Below are 24,295 nucleotides of genomic sequence, written 5' to 3' on the forward strand. Positions count from 1 at the left end.
ATTTCGAACTATTCAGATACTATCCTACCTCTTTTTTAACCTTTGCAGGCACACCCGCAACCATCACATGCGGTGGAACATCTTTTGTCACGCAAGCTCCTGCCGCAATATAGGCTCTCTTTCCAATCGTTATACCAGGGATTATTGTTGCCCCAGCCCCGATAAACACACCTTCATTAACATGCACATTTCCGGCAATGGTTACACCGGGAGAAATGGTCACATAGTCTTCTAGTACGCAATCGTGACTGATGTTGCAGTTGGAATTCACAATACAGTGATTACCGATATGCACATTTGCATTGATTACACAGCCTGGCGCAATACAGTTGCCGTAACCGATTTTAATTGAAGGGCTGATGTAGTTGTGTTGATGGATGATATTGATGAATTGATAGCCCTTGTTTTCTAATAGCTCAATGATAGATTTTCTTTCATAAGTGCCTATTGCACCAATTAATGCAATATTTAAAGCAACAGTATGTTTTTCTAAAAAGGATGGTAAAGAAATAACAGGCTTGGCTATATTTGGATGATTAATTGCATTTTCTAAGTTTATTACATACCCTGCTAACTGATAGTCGTTATTGCCGTTTAAATATTCGCTAAGCTCTGTAGCATGTTTGCCTGCACCCAGAAGATATACATTGATCATAACGTTATTCCTATTTGGAGTAGTTTATTTAAATCCAATATACATTTATATCAGCAAAATTAAATGATGTATCGATAAAACTTAATAATACGTCAACAAGGATATAATGGTAGCCAACTGTAGTATAGATTAATGACTGTCTTTGCGATGTTTTTTATTATAACTAAAACCATTTTAACCAAAAAATGATTTTAATATTAGTCTATTTATTTAAAACTAATATTAAAAACAATGAGCACTTCAAAACAGACCCACGATCATGCTAAAATAAAAGCCTGGGCAGCGCAACACAATGGCGTACCGGCGATGGTTGCTGATACAGCAAAAACCAGCGGAGGTGGTATTTTAAGGATACATTTTCCAAAGCATAGCGATAGTTCATCAGATTTAAAGGAGATAGATTGGGATACCTTTTTTAAAACCTTTGATGAAAACAAACTCGATTTTTTGTATCAGGATAAAAAAGCAGATGGAGAGGAGAGTACCTTCCATAAATTTGTAGAACGCGGGTAATAAATAAAAGGCTGCTGAAATTTAATTTTCAGCAGCCTTTTTAAATTGTATCTTAATGCTTAATTATAAACGAAAGTTCCTTTTTCGCTTTCGATGGTCACCTGTTTCTGCTCGCCTTTTTCTACGCGACCGATAATCTGCGCATCGATATTAAAGCTTGTTGCTATTTCGATAATGCTTTCGGCAATCTCCTGAGGAACATATAATTCCATCCTGTGGCCCATGTTAAATACTTTATACATTTCTTTCCAATCGGTACCCGATTGTTCCTGGATCAATTTAAATAGGGTAGGGATAGGAAATAAGTTATTCTTGATGACGTGGATATCATCATTGATGAAATGTAATACTTTGGTTTGCGCACCACCGCTGCAGTGTACAATTCCATTGATCTGGCTACGATGGCTTTCTAAAATCTTTTTGATTACAGGTGCATAAGTACGCGTAGGGGATAATACCAATTTACCCACAGTAGTTTTGCCGAATCCTTCAATATCTATTTCTTCTGTTAATTGTTTTTTTCCGGAGAAAACCAGATCGAATGGAACAGCCGGATCGAAACTTTCAGGGTAATTATGGGCTACTGTTTTATCGAAAACATCGTGACGGGCAGAGGTTAACCCGTTCGATCCCATACCACCATTATATTCTGTTTCGTAGGTGGCTTGTCCGGACGATGCCAGTGCCACAATTACGTCGCCAGGTTGAATGTTATCGTTGCTGATGATATCTTCGCGCTTTAAGCGGCAGGTTACGGTAGAATCGACGATAATGGTCCTCACTAAATCGCCAACATCGGCAGTTTCGCCGCCGGTAGAATAAATCGAGATGCCTTGTTCGCGCAGATCGGCCAAAATTTCTTCTGTACCGTTAATTACAGCAGCAATCACTTCTCCCGGGATCAGGTTTTTATTCCTTCCAATGGTTGAGGATAATAAAATGTTATCGGTAGCACCAACACAGATTAAATCGTCGATATTCATGATGATGGCATCTTGCGCAATACCTTTCCAAACGGAGATATCTCCGGTTTCTTTCCAGTATACGTAAGCTAGAGAAGATTTGGTGCCTGCACCGTCTGCATGCATGATATTGCAATATTCCTCATTACCACCTAAAATATCGGGGATGATTTTGCAGAATGCTTTAGGGAAAATTCCTTTATCGATGTTTTTGATGGCATTGTGCACATCTTCTTTTGAGGCAGAAACGCCACGTTGATTGTACCTGTTATCACTCATGTTGGCGCAAAGATAAGGTTTTAAGGGGAAAGACTAAAGCTAAATACTTAAGGTTTTTTGTAGCTAAATGGCAAGGCTTTTTTACCTGGTAGGGCACCTAAGTTTGTTTATCACGAAGGCACAAAGCGCACAAAGGTTTAAGGTTGTAAAAGGTAGCGTTTTGTTTTTTGAAAGTGAAGGTTGGTTTTTCATGGCGGCTTGCAGCCCCGCTTTTCCTCTCCCGACTTTATTTCCTGCCCTGTGGACGCAGATATTTAATTTTTTTTGCTCCTATGCCGCAGGGCATCAAACTTTTGAGGCATCAAAAGTATGTAAAAATGCTTTGTCAATCCAGCAATGGGCCTTTTACACAATCCTGCACACATCAAAAAAACAGCGGCACTTCGTTTTGTGTTCAATTCATGAAAAAACTTTGAATTATGTCTATAAACACAAAACCACTGCGTTTAAGGTTTGGTAATGCCATTTATACTATTTTGCACCTGTTTTTTTGATTTCTCCGGCCCTTGGGATTGACGGCGTCCTTCGGTAAAGCTTGTGGATTTTCAAAGCCAGTTAGCATGATGCCCAAAACTATTCCTAAAAAAGAGGTGTACACATAGTAGGACTTTATTTCAGGACCATAGAATTGGGATTAGGAAGGTTCTTTGTAGTTTTTTTTTCTTTGCACAGGCCTATCAGAAATAAACCTGATTGCATGGATGCTGTAAACGAGGGATTTAAAAGTTGAAGAAAATTTTACAGCAGGAAGGAAAGCAGGACCGGATTAACCGGCAGGCACTGGTATTGCTTTCCAAAAAAAAATGTCTTTGTCAACGTAATCCACTTTTCGATTAGATCCTGAACCAAGTTCAGGAAGACGTTGCGGTGAGGATAACAGCAACCAATTTTGATAATTAATCGATTAACCAGTTTTCATTGACAGTTTACTTTTAAAGGAAAGCAATGACTAATGAACCAATGACTAATGGCCAATGAACCAACAAAAAAGGGCGTAAAGTTAAACCTTACGCCCTACACTTTAAACCTTACAGCTTAAAATCTATTTCATGAATAATAATTCTCTGAATTTTGGTAAAGGCCAAACGCTATCGTCAACAATCTGCTCTAATTTATCGGCATGGTAACGGATAATATCGAAGTAAGATTTAACTTTCTCATCGTAAGCAATCGCTTTTTCGCGGGTATCTTCGATTTTGTTGGTTAATTTACGTTCTTCTAACATCGCATCGATATTGGTTTTAACAATTTCTAAATGCTCTGATAATTTTTTAACGATATCGATAGAAACTTTGCTGTCTACACCAATTGCTTTTAATCCTTGTACGTTTTCGATTAAAGCGTTTTGGTAAGCAATTGCAGCTGGGATAATGGCCGTGTTAGCCACTTCGCCCATTACACGTGCCTCGATCTGCAGTTTTTTATAGAAGTTTTCTAACATGATTTCATGACGGGCATGGATCTCACGTGTGCTATAAATACCTGTTGTTGCAAATAACTCAGCAGATTTTTCAGTTAAATAAGCATCTAAAGCTTTTGGTGTAGTTTTGATGTTAGATAAACCGCGTGCTGCAGCTTCATCTTCCCACTCCTGGCTATAACCATTGCCTTCGAAACGGATGTTTTTAGATTCTTTGATGTATTTTTTGATCACGGTTAATAAAGCGATGTCTTTTTTATCACCTTTTTTGATCAATTTATCAACTTCAACTTTAAATTTAACCAATTGCTCAGCCATAATCGCGTTTAAGATCGTCATTGGTGCAGAAGAGTTTGCTGAAGATCCAACAGCTCTAAGCTCAAATTTGTTACCTGTAAATGCGAAAGGAGAAGTACGGTTACGGTCGGTATTATCTAATAAAATCTGAGGGATTTTAGGGATACCTAACCAAAGTGCATTGTCTTCTTTGATTTTTTTGCTGATACGTGAGTGCTCAATCTCATCTAATACATCGTTCAACTGAGAACCTAAGAAGATAGAGATAATTGCAGGTGGCGCTTCGTTAGCACCTAAACGGTGATCGTTGCTTACTGATGCAATACTTGCACGTAATAAATCGGCATGCTCGCTAACGGCTTTAATTGTGTTTACAAAGAAAGCAAGGAACATTAAGTTGTTTTTAGGTGTTTTACCTGGTGCCAATAAGTTTTTACCGGTATCAGTAATTAACGACCAGTTGTTGTGTTTACCTGATCCGTTGATACCGGCGTATGGTTTTTCGTGTAATAATACACGGAAATGGTGACGACGGGCAACTTTTTCCATCAAATCCATCAATAATTGATTGTGATCGATAGCCAGGTTGATTTCTTCATAAATCGGTGCGCACTCAAACTGAGATGGTGCAACCTCATTGTGACGGGTTTTTAAAGGAATACCTAATTTTAAGGCCTCATTTTCGAAATCTACCATGTAGCTGAATACACGCTCAGGGATAGAACCGAAATAATGATCTTCTAATTGCTGGCCTTTAGCAGACATGTGCCCGAATAAAGCACGGCCTGTTAATAATAAATCTGGACGAGCATTGAACAATGACTCATCAACCAGGAAATATTCTTGTTCGATACCTAAAGAAGCATTTACTTTAGTAATGCTTTTATCGAAATATTGGCAAACATCAACAGCAGCTTTATCAAGCGCAGCTAATGCTTTTAATAAAGGTGCTTTATAATCCAAGGCTTCACCGGTATATGATACGAATACTGTAGGGATACATAGTGTTTTACCTGCTTTGCTTTCCATGATGAAAGCTGGAGAAGAAGGATCCCAAGCAGTATAACCACGAGCTTCGAAAGTATTACGGATACCACCGTTAGGGAAACTAGAAGCATCTGGCTCTTGTTGAACTAAAGCACTACCTGCAAATTTCTCGATAGCACCATCGCCACTTGGCTCAAAAAATGAATCATGTTTTTCGGCAGTTGTACCAGTTAATGGCTGGAACCAGTGCGTGTAGTGCGTTGCGCCAGCGCTCATTGCCCAAGCTTTCATAGCTGTAGCAATTTGGTTAGCATCGTCAGAATTGATCAATTCACCTTGGTTGATAGATGAAATTAATTTTTCATACACGTCCTTAGATAAGAAATCTCTCATTTTTTTCTTATCAAATACATTCGAGCCGTAAAAATCAGAAATTTTCGCCGCAGGAGATTTAACTTCTGGTGAAATTCTGTTTTGAGCCTCTTTTAATGCGATGGTTCTTAAGCTTTTCATTAATTTGTTATGTTTTTTGTCAAAAATAGTATATTTTATTAATTTTCGTAAAAGAATCGTATTATTTATATCAATTTTATTGAAAATGAAATAAAAAAATGTTTTTCAGATGAAAAATTTCATTTTTTGTAAAGAAAATAGATTTTTCGATTGTTTTATGGAATTGAAGATTTTGCTGCATCATGCTATAAAAATAAAAGCTATGCTCAACTCTTCAATTAACGTATACAAAACCGAGTGGCTCGATCTTGTATTTGCAAACCGCAACAAAAACTATGGTGCTTATGAATTAAGGTCTAAATCTTCATCGATTATGACAAGAGCACTTTTCGTATCCGGAAGCCTTTTTGTACTCTTGTGTTTCTCTCCCTTAATTTATTCAAAGCTATTCCCGAAAGAAATTGTTGTAGAAACACCACCAACGGAAGTAAAATTGGACAAAATTATCCACCAGATGAAGCCAAAGACTCCTGAACCAGAGAAAAAGGTTGAGCCTGCAAAAGCTGATCCGATAAAGGTTAAAACGGTTGCTTTGTCTAATAATATTGTAGTGGTTAATAAGGTAGATATTGTTGATCCGCCAACGATTAAAGAAATACAGAATGCAGTGATCAGTGATAAGACACAGGATGGAGTTGAAGCCCCTAATTTGGTAATCCCAGATAATAAAGGCAATGGTAATGGCACAGGTATCGCTAAAGATGGCGCAGAAAACGGTGATCCGAATGCTGTTTTAACTATTGGTGGAGTAGATGAATACCCTGAATTTACCGGAGGTGCCAAAGCCTGGTCTAAATATATGGAACGTAACTTAAGGTATCCATCAAGAGCACAGGAGGAAGGTGCCGGAGGAAAAGTATTTGTAAGCTTTGTAGTAGAGAAAGATGGTTCGATTACCGATGTAACTGTAGTTAAAGGGATTGGTTTTGGATGTGATGAAGAAGCCATTAAAGTAATTAAAAAATCGCCGTTATGGAAACCGGGAAAAAATAAAGGGGTTCCGGTTCGTGTAAGGTATAATATGGCGATTAATTTTCAGATGATGTAAAACTGATAATGAGGGATGCTTTCTAAGCTGCATGATAGATGCTGAAACAAGTTCAGCATGACGACAACGCTCAGGATGACACCTCGGTGAAAATGCCTGAATAATTTTTTTATTAATGCTCTTATAGAAAAATGTGAGGTTGGGTAAATTGAAACGGTTTGGGCGGTGCCCGGGCCGTTTTTTTGTGTTAGTGGACTGTTAGCCTGTCCCCGTTTTTAATAGCGGAGCGGAAATATGTCCATAAAACCGCTTCTACGGGTAATATTTATTGTTGACTTTTTGGAAAGCAAGAACAGCACCTTTTTCTCATTATAGTCCCGCCCTTTGTTTCAAATCCTCGCCCTCGTCCTCAGACTGCGGGTTTTCCACTTCGGTCGGGTTTAGGTGGGCAAGGCAGGTGGTGTTATTAAAGGTTTAACCTGGGACAGAAACAAGTCTTATGCTGAAGGGCAGGCTTTTGTTCAATAAACCCGACAGAGCGGTTAGCCCACAGTGAAGCGCAGCGGAACGAGGACTATAAGCGATGGCGGGTGTACAGCAGCTATGAAAGGCGGAACGCTCGTTTCATGATAAAAATTATTTAGAAGAATAAAATTAAACCGTCATTTCGCCTGAAGCTTGCCGGTTTAAGCATCTGTTATTATTTATCATGGTATGCTTGCTTGTTTCACAGGTTTCATCGGTAGCGAAATGGAGAAATCTATCTCCACAGATCTCTCGACTGCGTTGCACCCGATAGCTATCGGGGCCGCTCGAAATGACGAATGCTTGTAAATAAAAAATGGATGACGGTTTTAATTCCATCATCCATTTTACATCTTGTACTAGTTTCTTATCCTTTATTTTCAATCCACTTGCGTGCATTTACGAAGGCTTCCATCCAAGGCGAAACCTCGTCTTTACGGCCTTGCGGATAATTTGCCCAGTGCCATTGGAACAATGAACGCTCAATGTGCGGCATCATAACCAGGTGACGGCCAGTTTCATCACATAACATTGCGGTGTTGTAATCTGATCCATTCGGGCTCGCCGGATAGGTTTCGTAAGCATATTTGGCTACGATTTTATATTGATCTTCTGCGTATGGCAATGAGAATCTTCCTTCGCCATGCGATACCCAAACGCCTAAAGTGCTTCCGGCCAGGGTAGATAACATGACCGAATTGTTTTCTTGTAAGGTTAACGAAGTGAAAATACTTTCGTGCTTGCCACTTTTGTTGTGGAGCATTTTAGGTTTTTCTTCGTGGTCTTTGTTAATTAAGCCCAGCTCTACAAATAACTGGCAACCATTACAAACCCCAACGGATAAAGTATCAGGGCGGGCAAAGAATTTCTCTAATGCTACCCTTGCTTTTTCGTTGTATAAAAATGCACCTGCCCAACCTTTGGCCGATCCTAAAACATCAGAATTAGAGAAACCACCAACTGCACCGATAAACTGGATGTCTTCTAAAGTTTCTCTTCCGGTAATTAAATCGGTCATGTGTACATCTTTTACATCAAAACCTGCCAAATACATGGCATTGGCCAGTTCGCGCTCAGAGTTACTGCCTTTTTCGCGGATAATGGCTGCTTTTGGTCGTGGTTTAGTTGGATCGATTACAGGTTTCTTTCCGTCAAACTGTAATGGGAAAGTGTAATTTAATACATGATTTTTATAATTGTCGTAACGTTCTTTTGCCAATCCGTTTCCGGTTTGTTTACTATCTAATAAGTATGAGGTTTTAAACCAAACATCACGTAAATGGTCGATATCAAAGCTGAAGCGATCAGCAGCATTTTTAACTTCCAATTTAGCCGATTGGGTAACCTCACCAATTTTGTGGAAAGCAACGCCAGCTTTTGCAAAGATATCTTCAACAGCAGCATCAGCCTGGAACACGATACCAATGTTTTCTGCAAATAATACTTTAATGCTATCCGCTTCTGCTAGTGAAGACAAATCGATCGAAGCACCTAAATTGCGGTCGGCAAAGCACATTTCCAATAGGGTTGTGATTAAACCACCACTACCAATATCGTGACCTGCCTGGATTTGGTCAGCTTTGATTAATTGTTGTAATGTGTTGAAAGCCGTTTTAAATTGATCAGCACCTTTAACATCAGGTGTTTCTGTACCGATTTTGTTTAAAATCTGTGCAAAAGACGAACCGCCTAATTTATAGGTATCGTTAGAAAGGTTGATGTAATAAATTGATCCGCCGTTTTTTTGAAGTACCGGCTCAACCACTTTAGTAATATCGTCGCAATTTGCCCCGGCAGAAATAATTACCGTGCCCGGTGCAATTACATCACCATCTTTGTATTTCTGTTTCATCGATAGCGAATCTTTTCCGGTTGGGATATTGATTCCTAAATCGATGGCAAAATCAGAACAAGCTTTTACTGCTGCATATAAACGGGCATCTTCTCCCTCGTTTTTACAGGCCCACATCCAGTTGGCAGAAAGTGAAACACTTTTTAAGCCATCTTTTAGCGGTGCCCAAACAATATTCGAAAGTGATTCTGCAATGGCATTGCGGCTACCTGCTGCAGGATCGATCAAGGCTGAAAGTGGTGCATGGCCAACTGAAGTGGCAATACCTTCTTTCCCCTGAAAATCTAAAGCCATTACACCACAGTTGTTCAATGGTAACTGTAACGGACCTGCGCATTGTTGTTTGGCTACGCGGCCACCCACGCAACGGTCTACTTTATTGGTTAACCAATCTTTAGCAGCCACCGCTTCTAATTGAAGCACCTGTTCTAAATAGGTGTTTAATTCGTTGTTGTTATAGGTTACAGCTTCGTATTTACGATCGATGGTTTGATCGTCCATTACGATTTTTGGTGAACTGCCAAACATGGCGGCCAATTCAAAATCCATCGGTTTTAAACCTGTTGTTGCAGATTTAAAGGTAAAACGGTGATCGCCTGTTACTTTACCTACGGTATACATAGGTGAGCGTTCGCGGTCGGCTATTTTTTGTAAGGTTTCGATATGCTCGTTGCCGATTACCAAACCCATTCTTTCCTGCGATTCGTTACCGATAATTTCTTTGGCGGAAAGGGTAGGGTCGCCCACTGGCAATTTATCGAGGTCTATTAAACCACCTGTTTCTTCAACCAGTTCTGATAAACAGTTTAAGTGACCACCTGCACCGTGATCATGGATAGAGATAATCGAATTGTGATCGCTTTCTACCATGCCACGCACCGCATTTGCAGCACGTTTTTGCATTTCGGGATTTGACCGCTGGATGGCGTTTAATTCAATTCCGCTTCCGTGCTGACCGGTATCTGCAGATGAAACAGCTGCACCGCCCATTCCGATCCTATAATTTTCTCCACCCAGAATAACGATGTTATCGCCCTCCTGTGGTTTAAGTTTTTGCGCCTGGCTGGCTTTACCGTAACCGATACCACCCGCAAGCATAATTACTTTGTCGAAACCTAGTTTTCTGGGTGTCACACTGAGCTTGTCGATGTGTTCGTCGTGTTCGAAAGTTAAAACTGAACCCGTAATAAGCGGTTGACCGAATTTATTTCCAAAATCTGTAGCACCATTTGATGCTTTGATCAGGATATCCATCGGGGTTTGGTATAACCATGCTCTTTCTTTAACACCTTTTTCCCATGGGCGGTTATCTTCTAAACGCGAAAGCGCGGTCATGTAAACGGCAGTTCCTGCTAAAGGCAACGAACCTTGTCCGCCTGCTAAACGGTCTCTGATTTCACCTCCCGAACCTGTTGCTGCACCGTTAAAAGGTTCAACAGTAGTAGGGAAATTATGGGTTTCTGCTTTTAAGGAGATTACCGATTCGAAATCGCTTGTGGTATAATAATCAGGTTCATCGGCACGTTTAGGGGCAAATTGCTGCACTTTTGGGCCTTTGATAAAAGCTACGTTATCTTTATAGGCTGAAACAATATCGTTAGGGTTTTCTTCTGACGTTTTCCGGATCAATTTAAACAAAGAAGTAGGTTGTTCTACGCCATCGATTACAAATTTGCCATTGAAAATTTTATGGCGGCAGTGTTCCGAATTCACCTGAGAGAAACCAAAAACTTCAGAATCGGTTAACGGTCTTTCTAATTTTTGCGCTAATGTATTTAAATACTCAACTTCTTCATCACTTAATGAAAGTCCTTCTTGTTTGTTGTAAGCAGCAATATCGGTGATTTCTAAAATCGGCTCAGGTTTAATGTTGATGGTATATACCTCCTGATCGAGCTTGTCGTATTTTTGAGAAAGCATCGGGTCGTAATCAGCAAAATTTTCATCAACCTGCTTAAATTCTTCAATCCTGATGATTCCCTGCATGTCCATGTTCTGGGTAATCTCTACTGCGTTGGTACTCCATGGAGTAATCATTGCTGCTCTTGGTCCAACGAAAAAGCCTGTTAAAGCTGTTTCTTGCGAGATTTTGGCGCCGCCAAATAACCATTCGAGTTTAGTAATATCAGTGGTAGAAAGCGTTTTGTCTGTTTGTAAAACAAAAATCGCCTGCGATTGACTAAGGAAGAAATGAATCATGCTTTTTTTTTGAAGTTGCAAAAATAGCGTTAAAATTTTAAAAAGCTCATTGTAGTGTACAATATAATTGCGCTTTTATTACTTTTGACGTTAATGTAGCGCGATTTGCCATCATTATGCGTTTTAATTAACTGTATAAGTTAATATGTAGTTGATCCTTTTTGCCCAACGCTTATACCTGCCTCGGCTCGCCGCCGCCGATGGGCTCTTTCTTTTTGGTGTCAAAAAGAAACAAAAAACACCGGCTGAAAATTTTTCTTTCAAAGTCGGTGGGTTGGCTAGGGCAATGGAATCCGAAAAATTTGTTAGGCCGGATTTACCCGGAACGAAGATACAGTGGAGTGGCCTAGTTGGGCGGAAATACTTGCGAAAATAAAGTGCTTACTGATCGGTGATTTACAAACGGCATTAATTGTAGCGAAATGCAAAGCAAAAACTTTAAAAATTCAAATTTATGTTCAATAAAATACACCACATTGCCATTATCTGTTCAGATTACGAAAAATCGAAAGATTTTTATGTAGATAAATTAGGTTTTACCGTTTTGGCAGAGGTTTACCGGGCGGAAAGAAAGTCGTATAAATTGGATCTTGCAGTAAACGGTGTATATCAGATCGAGTTGTTTTCTTTCGAGAACCCTCCTGCAAGACCATCGCGACCAGAAGCGCAGGGCTTGCGCCACCTGGCTTTTGAAGTTGATGACATTGAAAAAGAGATTTCGCGTTTAAATGACCATGGTATTATTACCGAGCCTATCCGTATTGATGAGTTTACCGATAAGCGCTTTACTTTTTTTGCCGATCCCGATGGTTTGCCTTTAGAGTTGTACGAAATTTAGGATGAGCATTTTCAAGTTTAAACAGTTTGAAGTCGACCAGACAGGTTGCGCCATGAGGATTAACACTGATGGCGTATTGCTTGGTGCAACAGTTAAGCATCCTTCGCCTACAGCTATATTGGATATCGGGACAGGAACCGGTGTAATTGCATTGATGTTAGCGCAGCGATTTCCTGAAGCGACCATACATGCTGTAGAAATCGACCAGCAAGCTGCTGAAACCGCTGAGAAAAATTTTCAATTTTCAGTTTTCAGTGAGCGGTTAACCATCAGCCACACCTCAATTGAACAATATGAGTATGCTCGGCAATTCGATCTGATTGTTTCTAATCCGCCCTTTTTTGTAAATGATTTAAAAAGTGAAGAATTTAGGAAAGGAATAGCCCGGCATGCAGATGAAGACTTTTTTAGCATGCTCATTAAAAAATCGAGTGGGTTATTGACAGATGAAGGTTTGATTTGGTTAATCCTTCCGGTAAAACAAGCCGATGAAGTTATTGGTATTGCTGCATATTATAATTTATCTCTTGCAGAGCGGATCCATATTCATTCTGATGAAAGCAAACCAACCTTTAGGCAGATGATCTGTTTGAAAAAGGGTGAAACAGTTTTAAGAGAAAGAGACTTTAATATTTATGAATCTTTTAAACAGCATACAGCAGCTTATAAGGAATTGCTGAAGGATTTTTTCCTGGCATTCTAGCTTAGGGTTTTAGGATGGACGGAGGGATAGGTGCAATGGTAACATTGTATAATCATTATGGTGCTTTTTTATCATATTTAACCACCATTTTTTAAAGATTTGTCAATCTTTTGAGGATTTGTTTTAGCAAAAAATGGTTGAAAGATTTTGCTAATCCTGTAAATTAGGAGGCGCAATTAAGTTTACATAATGAAAAAAATAGGATTAATTTCTGATACCCATGGTTTTTTAGATGATGCGGTTTTTAAACACTTCGATGGAGTGGATGAGATTTGGCATGCCGGCGATTTTGGGCCTAATGTTGCCGAACCTCTGGCAGCGTTTAAACCTTTGCGCGGGGTGTTCGGAAATATAGACGATAGTGCGATTAGAGCAGAGTTTCCGGAGCAAAATCGATTTAGCTGCGAAAGAGTTGATGTTTGGATGACGCATATTGGTGGATATCCAGGAAGATACTCATCTTATGTTAAGCCTGAAATATACACTAAGCCTCCGAAATTATTTATTACAGGGCACTCGCATATTTTAAAAGTAATGTTCGATGAAAAAATAAAATGTTTGCATATAAACCCAGGTGCAGCGGGAAAACACGGTTGGCATAAAGTGAGAACCCTCATCCGTTTTTGCATAACTGATGAAAATATTCATACCTTAGAGGTTATAGAGTTATCGGGTAGATAATGTAAAATGTACACTAAGTATGGTTTGTGGCGTTAAAACACTAGGACAATTTATTATAGAAAAACAAGCAGATTTTCCATATGCTAAAGGCGAACTTTCGAGGTTATTGAGGGATATTGGCATTGCTGCAAAAATTGTAAACCGCGAAATTAATAAAGCGGGTTTAGTTGATATTTTGGGTGATATGGGAACCATGAATATTCAAGGCGAGGAACAAAAAAAACTTGATGTTTATGCTGATGAGCAGTTTATTGCTGCGCTAACCAGTGGTGGCGAATGCTGTATTGTAGCTACCGAAGAAGAAGATGAAATTATCCATATCGAATCGCCGGTTTCTCAAAATGCCAAATATATTGTTTGTATCGATCCTTTAGATGGTTCATCCAATACGGATGTAAATGTTGCTGTCGGGACAATTTTTTCTATTTATCGCAGAAAATCGGTTGATGGCAAAGCGAGTATAACGGATGTATTGCAAAAAGGTACAGAACAGGTAGCTGCCGGTTACATTATTTATGGTTCATCTACCATGTTGGTTTATACCACAGGGAAGGGCGTTAATGGTTTTACATTAGACCCATCAATTGGTGAGTTCTGTCTTTCACACCCTCAGATGAAAATACCCGAAACAGGTTATATGTATTCGGTAAACGAAGGTAATTATGTTCACTTTCCTGATGGTGTTAAGAAATATATCAAATACTGCCAGGTAGAGGATGAGGCGACCAAACGTCCATACACTTCGCGTTATATTGGTTCGATGGTTGGCGACATCCACCGGAATTTAATTAAAGGTGGGATTTACATTTACCCAACCACTTCGCGCTCACCTAATGGGAAATTAAGATTATTGTACGAATGTAACCCGATGTCTTTTATTATTGAGCAGGCTGGGGGCAAAGCCAGTACAGGTTTTGAACGTATACTCGAAATTGAACCTACAGAATTACATCAAAGAGTTCCGATTTTTATCGGATCAAAACATATGGTAGAAAAGGCTGAAGAAATGATGTTGTTGTATACCGCAAAATCAATCTCGATTGACACCAATGTAGAAACGAAACTAGAAAATTTAAATGTAATTGGCGGAATTGATTAAGATTGGCTAAATCTTACTTCGCTCTGCTTCAAAAAAAGTATCTATAGCGAGGTTTTGCTTGTCTTGCGAGGCAAAAACAGCTAAACGGTCGCAACGTTCATTCTCCGGATGATCGTTGTGGCCTTTAATCCAGATAAATTTCACTTTGTGGAGTTTATATAATTCCAAAAACCTCAACCACAGGTCTTTGTTTTTCTTATCCTTGAAATTTTTGGTTACCCAGCCGAAAACCCACTTCTTCTCCACAGCATCTACCACATATTTCGAATCGGAGTAAACGGTTACCTGTTGATTTAGGCTTTTTAACGCTTCTAGTCCTTTTATTACAGCCAATAGTTCCATGCGGTTATTCGTGGTCATTCTAAAGCCGCCACTTAATTCTTTATAGTGTTGTCCTGCCCTTAAAATTGTTCCCCAACCACCTGGCCCTGGGTTTCCGCTAGCTGCTCCGTCTGTATAAATTTCGATCATAAACGCCGTAAAGTTATGTTTTTAGGTTCAAAATAGCTTGTTTTATCTGCTTTTGAATTTTTTTTTCAATTTCAAATAATTGAATGTTAAGGAATTAAAAATTAGTTGTAAAAACTTTGAAAAAAATATTTGCACGGAATATTAAAAGTCGTACTTTTGTGACATCAAAAAATACGGTGGCTGTAGCTCAGTTGGTTAGAGTATTGGTTTGTGGTGCCGAGGGTCGTGGGTTCGAGCCCCATCAGCCACCCGTAAAGGGACAAAATCTTTTCAAAAGATTTTTGTCCCTTTTTTTGCTCTTCATTCTTTGTTTTTCAGATAGATATGGGATCAAGCGGAAAAGTTGGGGGGAATGGAATAATTTCTTTCTTTTGTATTTTATAAGAACTACGTGTCGGATCAAGCGGAAAAGTTGGGGGGAATGGAATAATTTCTTTCTTTTGTATTTTATAAGAACTACGTGTCCCCTTGAATCAAGCCGAACAAACCCTTATCAGTTTTTTATTACCAGAAGGTATTCAGGATTATTTCGAAATACTGAAAGTCGAAAAAGAGTCAAAAGAGCTTCATATCTATCTTGAAGAAAAGAATATAGCTCCCTCGGGTTATCAGATAGCTGAGCTTGAATCAAAGGGCTTTCTTCCGGAAGCCAGTATTCAGGATTTTCCTATCCGTGGACAAAAAGTTTCCTTACGCATCAAGAGACGCAGGTGGACTGTAAAGAAGACTGGGGATATCATCAGCAGGGATTGGGATTTGGTAAGAAAAGGGACTCGAATGACTACGGAATTCGGTCTTTTTTTAAAAGGAATATTTGGATAACCATCTCATTAGCTGCTATCATTTAGGGCATTATTTCCAAATAGATGGCAAACAGCTCCAGGAGCAATATAAAGAGCATATCAGTGATTATAGTAGTTGGAACCTGAAAGCGCATGCGGATGATTGGATGCTTTTCGTAAAGAATGTGAGCCCCAGGCTAAGTATTGATGAAACAGTTTTATCCAATGGAGAGCTTTATACTATTGTAACCAATAAAGAAGCCAAAGGTAGAAAGGGTGCTATTGTAGCCATGATCAAGGGTACAGTTGCCGAAAACATTATATCTGTACTGAAAAAGATTCCGGAAAGACTGAGAAAACGGGTACAGGAAGTAACCATGGATATGGCTGCTAATATGCAATTGGCCATAAAACGATGTTTTGTAAACGCGCATCGGGTAATTGATCGTTTCCATGTTCAGAAATTGGCTTATGATGCAGTTCAGGAAGTTAGGATAAAGTATCGTTGGGAGGCTATCGATGCAGAAAATGAGGGTATTGCAATTGCAAAAAAGAACAAAACTACTTACCATCCAGAAGTGTTGGCTAATGGAGATACGTTAAAGCAGTTGCTGGCGCGGAGCAGGTATCTTTTATTTAAACATCCCTCGAAATGGACACGGACTCAAGAACTTAGAGCAGAGCTACTTTTCGAAAGGTATCCCAAATTAAAGAATGCATATAATATTGCCCAAAAATTGGGAGATATATTCAGAGCCTGCAAAAGTAAGGAACAGGCCTTTAAAAGATTGGCAATCTGGTATAATGAAGTCGAAGTATGCGGAATTGATTCCTTCAGGACTGTTGCCAGATCAATTCAATCGCATTACCTATATATCCTTAACTTCTTTATTAACAGGGCTACAAATGCTTCTGCAGAATCTTTCAATGCAAAGATCAAAGCCTTTAGGGCAACATCGAGAGGTGTAAGGGATATTAAGTTTTTCTTATTTAGATTATCGAAAATATATGCCTAGAGTTTAACTCCCCCAACTTTTCCGCTTGATCCTAGATATGGTCGGCGATTTCGTTGACTAAATTGTTCGATATCAGTCTCCATCGTATACCTTTATCGGACATTAATGAAATCAAATAATACTTCTTGATCTTTTTGAGAAAAATGACCTTAAAAATTACGACTGAAATACATAATTAACCACAAAAATTTTTGGTCTATGTGATGGATAGTGATGAAAAAAGAATGGGGATGGGGACACAAACTATCCTATTTTGTGGTAAAGGTTTTTTAAATGTGCTTTAGGTGATATAATGATCAGCATTTCATTATTTGTCGCTTCTTTCTTTAGTTACTTATGATCTTCAGATTTGCCACTTAAACATAACAGCTTATGTTATTCCAGCCCAGCGCTAAAGTCGATTCCGAAATTAAAATCCAGAAGTTCTGTTGGATGGATTTTTAAACCTATTGCCAATCTCAATAATGTAATAAAACTTGGACTGGTTTCTCCATTTTCATATTTAATAATATCTCCGGTATTAACCCCGCTTCTCTTGTAAAATTCGCGATAAGAAAGTTCCTGTTTCTCTTTTAAAGATTTTAAATGCTGACCGAATCTTTTCAGAATGATTTTTTCTTTCTCACTAATCATTTTATTGCTAATAAAAATATAATTGGCAATGTCTTTTATATTTTATTTAAAATCGTCATGCAATTACTTGACATTAAGCTTTTTTTTATTTACATTTACGTAATAAAAAAATAAAACCAGTAAGGTAAAATTAAGAGTCTTGCAACCTCAAATCTCACGCCGTTGGAGCAGGACAGCAGATTTTATCCCATTTCTTATAGTGGAATTGCTATCTTTAGCTTTCCAAAATAAGAGTGGGCTTCTGCTGTAATTCCATTTCAACGTAAGGCGTGAGAAACATTATGAGGTTATGGTTTGGGAAGCCCACTTTTTCCTCTCTCCGCCAAGACTCATAACATACGATTATGAGCAGACAAAAAATAAGTTGGATTAAATGGGTGGTACTTACTGAGGTGAGTATGTTCCAATATGTTATTTTAATTGTTCGTCATTTTCAAGTATTTTTATACCAGTCTCTATTAACTTGTCCGTTTGATCGGCTTTATGCCTTGAAGCCAAAGAATCCTGAGTAGTTTTTTTTGGATGAGGCAGGTTGGCCTTTATGGTCGAAAATAAAATAGGTTCTTAATAATGATGGCCTGCCTCATTTTTCGTTTGCTTGGAGCTTGGGCCCTGGTTTGTTGGGGCGTTTTTTGCCCATCCTTCCTCGATTTTTTTTGTGTTTGAAAAAATAAATGGTTTTACCGTAATGGGATTTGTACGTCTGGATTTTTAGGCCAGGGTGGGAGTTTTTCTGCCATTTAGGCTCTTCCACAATTAGGTACTTTGGGCGACTGCCTTTGATCAATCTTTAGTTTAGAATTTTTAACCCTGCATATGAAGAACAATAATATTTATCTGCCGCTTTCTTTTCTTTGTTGGGCTTTTTTGTATTGTCAATTGGAGGTATGGAACATTTGGTCTGCGGGTGTTGGCCGGCAGGAGCTTGCTATTGAAAAGATGGCTATGGCCGGGCAGGTGTCTCGGAATTCAATCGTGGATAGGTCGGGACCGCATGATTTTACCTGTTTCTGTTGTATTGATGGCAATGTGATCTTGGTTATAAATTCTGACATTGATTTTATTTCCCCTTCGCTCCAAAATCCAATCAAAAATATTATTAAAGGTCCAGAATAGGGCTATCTTGGAAGCTGATGTTTTTTCGGTCACTGCTGAAATCCGGTTGCCAAATGTTACTGTAAAGTAGTCAAACTTTGCTCTTGCTTTTAATCAATTAACAATTTCTCTAGCCATCAATTCATGACCTTGTCTGATTATAATTCTAGAAATCTTTCTTTGAAAACAGCTCAACAGGTGCTGGAATCATTTTATGAACACTATAGTGTCGATAAAATAAAGCTGACGCTGTTGGAGTCGTTCCAGGGTTATGCCTTGAACGATAACAAGGGGTTTCTGGATCTTAATATCAGTGAGCAGGAAGTTGGTGATGTTTTCGATGGCCTGATCGATTTGGTCACGGCTGTGCGGACGCTGATGGAGCAGGGGAAGATTGAAGGAGTAAGGGCATAGGCGCTCCTTTGCAGTTCAATTTCTAATTTTTTTACGTTTTAAATCAATCAAAATGAAGCTTAAATTATGCTTTCTGCTACTGCTATGCCCATTTTTTTGTGAGGGGATGCCGAGGATAATAATGTTTTGTGGTGGTTTTCGGCTTTGGGAAACCTGGATAGCTGATGTGATCACTGATGTACCTGTTAACTAAACTAACCATGAAAAAAAATATTTATTGTGTTTTATTGCTGCTTTGCAGTATGTGTACTGGGCTATGGGCTCAAGGCAAGCAAGTGGATTCTATCGCACCCCTTTATGTCGGGGCTAAGCTGCCGCGTGCGCTTTTTACTTTAGAGAGTAAGGTGCTTACAGGCAGGCAACTGTCGGCTACCTCGCTTTCCGGGGATTTTAATAAGCTGATTATTATTGATTTCTGGGCAAGCTGGTGTGGCTCCTGCCTGAAAAAATTTGCCTTGCTGGAGAAAATGCAGGAAAAGTATCCTGATGATCTTAAAATTTTACTGGTGAATTCATTGGGGACGGGTGATACGGCCGCGTCGCTTATTGCAAAGGTTGGGCCGGATGGGGCTTTGGCTGGGGTGGGTCTGCCTTTTGTGGTGGAGGATGAACTGTTTTTGAAGGCTTTTCCGCACCGGTCTATCCCGCATTATGTCTGGATAATCGGTGGGGAGATAGAAGGGATTACTTCAAGTGATTTTTTGACAGAAGAAAACGTGGTGATGATGGTGGAGCGTAACCGTAAGCATGTGCAGAAGGTGAGTAAACTAAAGCGGTTTAGGGAGCCAAAGGATTAGTTATGGGCAGGATTATTTTAGTTTTTGTTTTGCTCCTGTCTATTTCAGGGGTGAGGGCGCAGGATGCTTTGAAAGGAGTGGTGGTGGATGGAACAGGGAAAGGGATTGCAGGGGTAGTGGTAAAAGCCGGGGCTGGTAGCCAGGTGTTGACCGGAGATGATGGTTCGTTTGCCTTGGGACTAAAGGCAGGTAGGGTTAAATTGTCGTTTTCGGCGATGAACTTAAGAAGGCTGGATACCTTGGTGGTTGTACCTTTTGCAGGTTTGTTTTCGGTAGTGCTTACCGGAAAGGACCAGGAGCTGGGAACAGTGGAAGTGAGTACAGGTTACCAGACCTTGCCCAAAGAGCGGGCCACAGGATCGTTTCTGAAGTTATCGGGTAAGCTGCTGAATGAGCAGGTGGGTACCGATATTGTTTCAAGGCTGGAAGGGGTAACCAGTAGCCTGAGCATAGACCGTAAGAGTAACGGCGGTGAAGGCTACGGGATTATTATTCGCGGGATCGGTACGCTGCAGGGACCGCGCAGTCCGCTCATTGTGCTGGATAACTTTCCTTATGAGGGGGATCTGGGTAACATCAATCCCAATGATGTTGAAAGCATAACCGTTTTACGTGATGCGGCTGCGGCATCGATATGGGGAGCAAGGGCAGGGAATGGGGTGATTGTGATCAATACCAAAAAGGCCAGGTTTAATGATAAACTTAGGGTATCTTTTTCGGGCAATCTAAAAGTGACCGGAAAGCCTGACCAGTATTACCAGAGAAGGATTAGTGTCGGTGATTTTATAGATCTGGAAAATTATCTTTTTGACAAAGGCTATTACAGCAGCTTTGAAACGGACAATTCGCACCCGCCGCTGTCTGAGGTGGTTGAACTGCGGATTGCCGCGCGCGACAAGTTGATCAGTGACGCGGATGCGCGTTCACGGATTGACGCGCTGAGGGGGTATGATTTGCGTGAGCAGCTTAATCGTTATGTTTTTGAAAATGCTACTGCGCAGCAATACAATTTGCAGCTGGGGGCGGGCATGGAGAAAAGGAACTGGCTGCTTTCTGTAGGGTATGACCATAATGTCAGCTCGCTTGCTGCGCCCTTTAGCCGTTACAATGTAAAGGCAGAGCAGAACTTTAAGCTTGGTACCAAGTTAACCTTGACCGGAAACCTGATGCTGACCCTTTCCAACAGTAAAAATGGTAAAACTGACCCCTCGCAGATCAGCTCCGCCACAGGCATCCTTCCGCCCTATACCCAGTTGGCTGACGGGCAGGGTAAGGCACTTGCAGTAATCAGGGATTATAGGACGGGCTATATTAATACCGCTGGCAACGGGAAGTTTTTAGACTGGTCCTATTATCCGCTGGAAGATTATAAGTATTTCAGCTCGGTAAATAAGGTGAATGATGTTCTAGCATCTTTAAGAGCAGCCTATCAGCTGACCGGATGGTTAAAGCTGGCAGGTACCTACCAATTTGAGCAGCAGGATGGGCAGATAACAACTATTAATAACCCGCAAAGTTATTATGTACGTAACCTGGTGAATGTGTTTTCTTCCATTGATGCCTCCGGGGCGTTAAAGCGGAATATCCCACTGGGCAGTATACGGGACCAGGATTATGCTTTGCTGGCAGCGCATAATGCAAGGGTGCAGGCAGATATCAATAAAGTGATGGGCAGGCATTCGCTCTCGGGTATTATCGGTGGGGAGATCAGGAGTACTGGGGTTCAGACCAGCACAGGGCGGATATATGGGCTGAATGAATCCATTTTAACCACTTCAGTTGTAGATTATCTGAACCCCATTAAAACCTTTGTTACCGGAAATACCGAAAATGTACCCAACAGGGACGCTATGGGAAGAACGCTGAACCGTTATGTTTCGATGTTTGCCAACCTGGCCTATACCTTTGATGATCGTTATACGCTTTCATTGAGCGGGAGGCGGGATGCATCCAATCTGTATGGCCTCAATACCAATGACAAATGGAACCCCTTATTTTCTTCAGGGTTTGCCTGGGAAGTTTCCAAAGAGAAATTCTGGGGAGGGGGCCTAGTTTCTTTCCTGAAACTCAGGACAACTTTTGGGGCAAGCGGAAACACTGACCCAAGGACTACTGCGGTGACCACGATTACCTATTCGGGATTCAATTCTGCATTTACCCAAAGTCCTTACGCGCTGTTTAGTAATTATGCCAATCCGGAGTTAAAGTGGGAACGGGTTTTTATGTTCAATGCGGGGCTGGACTTTGCCTTACGTGGGAACAGGATAAAGGGGAGCATGGAATATTACCGTAAAAAATCTGTTGACCTTTTGGCGCTGACCCCAATAGACTTAACCGCAGGGGTGGGGGCTACACTGGTGAAGAATTCAGGCGTGATATCGGGGGATGGGGTGGATCTGGAACTCAGCAGCCGCAATATTACTGGCAGGTTCAGCTGGTCGTCGGACTTTTTTCTGAACTATTATAAGGATAGGGTGATTAAGAATTACAACAGCACTTTTAACGGCAGGGGAAAACTAAGCGGGAATGTTTCCTATACAGGTATTGTGGGATATCCGCTTTATGGGATGATTTCGTTTAAATGGGCGGGGCTGGACCCTTCGACAGGCGACCCTCAGGGGATATTGAACGGGGCGATAAGCAAAAACTATGATGTGCTGATGGGCAGTTCGCTTAAGTTCGAGGACATGGTATACCATGGTACCGCGCTCCCCATATTTACAGGCGGGCTGGGCAATAGTTTTGCTTATGGTAGTTTTACGCTCAGTTTGAGGATGAGCTTCAAGCTGGGGTATCATTTCAGGAAAAATGCGCTCGATTACGGTTCGCTAATGATAGGTAGGCAAGGGACGGCTGATTATGCAAATCGGTGGCAAAAACCGGGCGATGAACTTAAGACCAATGTGCCAAGCCTGGTTTATCCCAACTCGGACCTCAGGGATGAGTTTTACTGGGGATCAGAGGTCAACGTGCTCAAAGGGGACCATATCCGCATCCAGTATGTGAACTTAGGCTATGACGTTAAGCTGCACGGTGGAAAGCAAGCAGGCTTTTCAAAACTGCAGGTGTTTGTGGTGGCGAGTAACCTGGGGATCATCTGGCGGGCAAACAGGGAGCACATTGATCCGGACTTTAACGGGATCCCAGATGCAAAAAGTATTGCATTTGGTTTTAAATCAACTTTATAATCTCAGGCGAATATGAAAAAAGTAATTTATTTAAGCATGGTGGCCCTTTTATTTTGCACCTCATGCAAGAAATTTTTGGACGAAAAGTCTAACCAGAACCAGGCCATACCTGAAACGCTGACAGACCTGCAGGCTTTGCTTGATCAGTACCAGGTACTGAATTATGTAGACGGGAACGCGGCGGAGATCAGCACGGACGATGTATACCTGACCGATGCAGACTTAGGTGCCAGACCTGAAAATGAGCGCAATATGTATACCTGGCAGCGCAGCAATATCTTTTTGCAGGATGGTAATGAATGGTTTTATAATTACCGGGCGATTAACCGTACCAATGTGGTGTTGGAGGCTATCGCTAAAATTGGCAAAAGTGCCAGTAATGCTGCCGAATGGGACAATGTCAGCGGGCAAGCTTATTTCATCCGGGCGAAAAACCATCTCCGGGGACTATATATATGGGGTAATTCCTATGGTGAACAGTCGCCCTCAGATTTGGGGGTACCAATAAGGCTGGGGTCTGACTTTAATGTGCCTTCGGTACGGGCAACCGTTGCGCAAGGTTATGCGCAAGTGGTCTCCGATCTGCAAAGGGCAGTTCAGGCGCTTCCCCTTAAAGCAGTACATGTGATGCGGCCCTCGAAGCCTGCAGCATTTGGCCTGCTAGCGCGGACATACTTATCGATGCGCAAATACGAGCTGGCAAAGCTGTATGCTGATTCCTGTTTATCGTTAAAGGCTGATTTGCTGGATTATAATAGTTTGAATGCTGCAGCAAGTTATCCCATTGGGCAGTTTAATGTTGAGGTATTGCAGGACAGTTACTTTACTTCTCCGATGCTAAATAGTGCTAGGGGGAAGATCAATCCTGCGCTTTATGCGCTGTATGAGGCGAACGATTTGCGAAAGACTGTATTTTTTAGTGACAATAAAAACGGGACTTATGGCTTTAAGGGAAGCTATGAAGGAAACTCCAATTTCTTTAGCGGGTTGGCTGTGAATGAGGTACTGCTGATCAGAAGCGAATGCCTGGCCAGGTCCGGCAGGCTTGCAGAAGCGCTGGCTGATCTAAACCGTTTGTTGCGCAACCGGTATAAGAAAAATACTTTCACGGACAGGTCAGGAAGCGATCAGCAGGCGGTGCTGGCTGATATTCTTTTGGAGCGGAGAAAGGAACTGCTACTTAGGGGACTGCGGTGGGTAGATGTGAAAAGGCTGAATATGGAAAATGCCGGTATTTCTTTTAGCAGGAGCTATAAAGGTGTGATGTACCGGCTTAAGGCTAACAGTACGGGCTTTGCCCTTCCGATCCCGGAACGGGTGATCGAGGTAGCAGGTCTTCCGCAGAATCCTTAAATGCAATGGTGCAGCATTAATCTGCACCATTGACT

General features: G+C 40.8%; 19 protein-coding genes and 1 tRNA gene. 14 read left to right on the plus strand and 6 right to left on the minus strand.

The features are described 5' to 3' along the window. Window positions 1–19 precede the first annotated feature (19 nt). Window positions 20–655 carry an acetyltransferase gene (locus AC07VK_RS21745; protein ID WP_492963843.1) on the minus strand — a complete coding sequence of 212 codons (636 nt, stop codon included), beginning with the start codon at window positions 653–655 and terminating at the stop codon, window positions 20–22. 231 nt (window positions 656–886) lie between these two features. Here AC07VK_RS21745 and AC07VK_RS21750 point away from each other — a divergent pair, with 231 nt between their 5' ends. Continuing rightward, entirely contained in the window at window positions 887–1,168 is a 282-nt protein-coding gene (locus AC07VK_RS21750; RefSeq protein WP_492954946.1) for a hypothetical protein, read from the plus strand. Between the two features lie 59 nt (window positions 1,169–1,227). On the opposite strand, the gene AC07VK_RS21755 is transcribed toward AC07VK_RS21750, so the two are convergent. Further along, complete coding sequence (locus tag AC07VK_RS21755; protein WP_492963845.1) at window positions 1,228–2,409, minus strand: AIR synthase related protein; 1,182 nt, start codon at window positions 2,407–2,409, stop codon at window positions 1,228–1,230. A 1,042-nt stretch (window positions 2,410–3,451) separates the two neighbouring features. After that, window positions 3,452–5,626 (minus strand): glutamine synthetase III family protein, encoded by a 2,175-nt coding sequence (locus AC07VK_RS21760; RefSeq protein ID WP_492954948.1) that lies wholly within the window; start codon window positions 5,624–5,626, stop codon window positions 3,452–3,454. Window positions 5,627–5,828: 202 nt separating this feature from the next. Here AC07VK_RS21760 and AC07VK_RS21765 point away from each other — a divergent pair, with 202 nt between their 5' ends. Next, entirely contained in the window at window positions 5,829–6,674 is an 846-nt protein-coding gene (locus AC07VK_RS21765; protein ID WP_492963847.1) for an energy transducer TonB, read from the plus strand. An 832-nt stretch (window positions 6,675–7,506) separates the two neighbouring features. Here the strand turns inward: AC07VK_RS21765 and purL are convergent. Continuing rightward, window positions 7,507–11,226, minus strand: coding sequence for a phosphoribosylformylglycinamidine synthase (gene purL, locus AC07VK_RS21770; protein ID WP_492963855.1), 3,720 nt, complete (start codon window positions 11,224–11,226; stop codon window positions 7,507–7,509). A 418-nt stretch (window positions 11,227–11,644) separates the two neighbouring features. Here purL and gloA2 point away from each other — a divergent pair, with 418 nt between their 5' ends. From gloA2 to fbp, 4 genes are all read left to right on the plus strand, one after another. Then, window positions 11,645–12,028, plus strand: coding sequence for an SMU1112c/YaeR family gloxylase I-like metalloprotein (gene gloA2, locus AC07VK_RS21775; protein ID WP_492963849.1), 384 nt, complete (start codon window positions 11,645–11,647; stop codon window positions 12,026–12,028). Between the two features lies 1 nt (window position 12,029). Beyond that, window positions 12,030–12,731 (plus strand): tRNA1(Val) (adenine(37)-N6)-methyltransferase, encoded by a 702-nt coding sequence (locus tag AC07VK_RS21780; RefSeq protein WP_492963851.1) that lies wholly within the window; start codon window positions 12,030–12,032, stop codon window positions 12,729–12,731. A gap of 189 nt (window positions 12,732–12,920) precedes the next feature. After that, complete coding sequence (locus AC07VK_RS21785; RefSeq protein ID WP_492954952.1) at window positions 12,921–13,412, plus strand: metallophosphoesterase family protein; 492 nt, start codon at window positions 12,921–12,923, stop codon at window positions 13,410–13,412. Between the two features lie 19 nt (window positions 13,413–13,431). Then, window positions 13,432–14,511, plus strand: a complete 1,080-nt coding sequence (fbp, locus tag AC07VK_RS21790; RefSeq protein WP_492963853.1) for a class 1 fructose-bisphosphatase — start codon at window positions 13,432–13,434, stop codon at window positions 14,509–14,511. A 6-nt stretch (window positions 14,512–14,517) separates the two neighbouring features. Here fbp and rnhA read toward each other — a convergent pair whose 3' ends face one another. Continuing rightward, window positions 14,518–14,982 carry a ribonuclease HI gene (gene rnhA, locus AC07VK_RS21795; RefSeq protein WP_057934856.1) on the minus strand — a complete coding sequence of 155 codons (465 nt, stop codon included), beginning with the start codon at window positions 14,980–14,982 and terminating at the stop codon, window positions 14,518–14,520. 176 nt (window positions 14,983–15,158) lie between these two features. On the opposite strand from rnhA, the gene AC07VK_RS21800 reads away from it, so the two are divergent. The 3 genes from AC07VK_RS21800 (at window position 15,159) to AC07VK_RS21810 (ending at window position 16,780) form a co-directional block, all read left to right on the plus strand. Then, window positions 15,159–15,232: transfer RNA gene (locus AC07VK_RS21800), tRNA-His, on the plus strand. Window positions 15,233–15,450: 218 nt separating this feature from the next. Then, on the plus strand, window positions 15,451–15,804 hold the full coding sequence (locus AC07VK_RS21805) for an ISAon1 family transposase N-terminal region protein (protein WP_492963648.1): 354 nt from the start codon (window positions 15,451–15,453) through the stop codon (window positions 15,802–15,804). Further along, a complete protein-coding gene (locus tag AC07VK_RS21810; protein WP_494939826.1) occupies window positions 15,797–16,780 on the plus strand; it encodes an ISAon1 family transposase in 984 nt (327 codons plus the stop codon). The genes AC07VK_RS21805 and AC07VK_RS21810 overlap by 8 nt, the downstream gene beginning before the upstream one ends. 375 nt (window positions 16,781–17,155) lie before the next feature. On the opposite strand, the gene AC07VK_RS21815 is transcribed toward AC07VK_RS21810, so the two are convergent. Next, entirely contained in the window at window positions 17,156–17,413 is a 258-nt protein-coding gene (locus AC07VK_RS21815; protein ID WP_215126009.1) for a helix-turn-helix domain-containing protein, read from the minus strand. Between the two features lie 816 nt (window positions 17,414–18,229). Between AC07VK_RS21815 and AC07VK_RS21820 the strand changes: the two genes are divergently transcribed. The 5 genes from AC07VK_RS21820 (at window position 18,230) to AC07VK_RS21840 (ending at window position 24,260) form a co-directional block, all read left to right on the plus strand. Next, a complete protein-coding gene (locus tag AC07VK_RS21820) occupies window positions 18,230–18,529 on the plus strand; it encodes a hypothetical protein (RefSeq protein WP_492959823.1) in 300 nt (99 codons plus the stop codon). Between the two features lie 159 nt (window positions 18,530–18,688). Further along, window positions 18,689–18,922 (plus strand): hypothetical protein, encoded by a 234-nt coding sequence (locus AC07VK_RS21825; protein WP_492959822.1) that lies wholly within the window; start codon window positions 18,689–18,691, stop codon window positions 18,920–18,922. Between the two features lie 200 nt (window positions 18,923–19,122). Continuing rightward, window positions 19,123–19,719, plus strand: coding sequence for a TlpA family protein disulfide reductase (locus AC07VK_RS21830; RefSeq protein WP_492959820.1), 597 nt, complete (start codon window positions 19,123–19,125; stop codon window positions 19,717–19,719). Between the two features lie 2 nt (window positions 19,720–19,721). Next, the gene (locus tag AC07VK_RS21835; protein WP_492959818.1) at window positions 19,722–22,907 is read left to right on the plus strand and encodes a SusC/RagA family TonB-linked outer membrane protein; all 3,186 of its coding nucleotides are present in this window, start codon (window positions 19,722–19,724) and stop codon (window positions 22,905–22,907) included. Window positions 22,908–22,919: 12 nt separating this feature from the next. Beyond that, the gene (locus AC07VK_RS21840) at window positions 22,920–24,260 is read left to right on the plus strand and encodes a RagB/SusD family nutrient uptake outer membrane protein (RefSeq protein WP_492959816.1); all 1,341 of its coding nucleotides are present in this window, start codon (window positions 22,920–22,922) and stop codon (window positions 24,258–24,260) included. Window positions 24,261–24,295: the final 35 nt, after the last annotated feature.

It is taken from the genome of Pedobacter sp. GW821-FHT01D05, assembly GCF_059422505.1.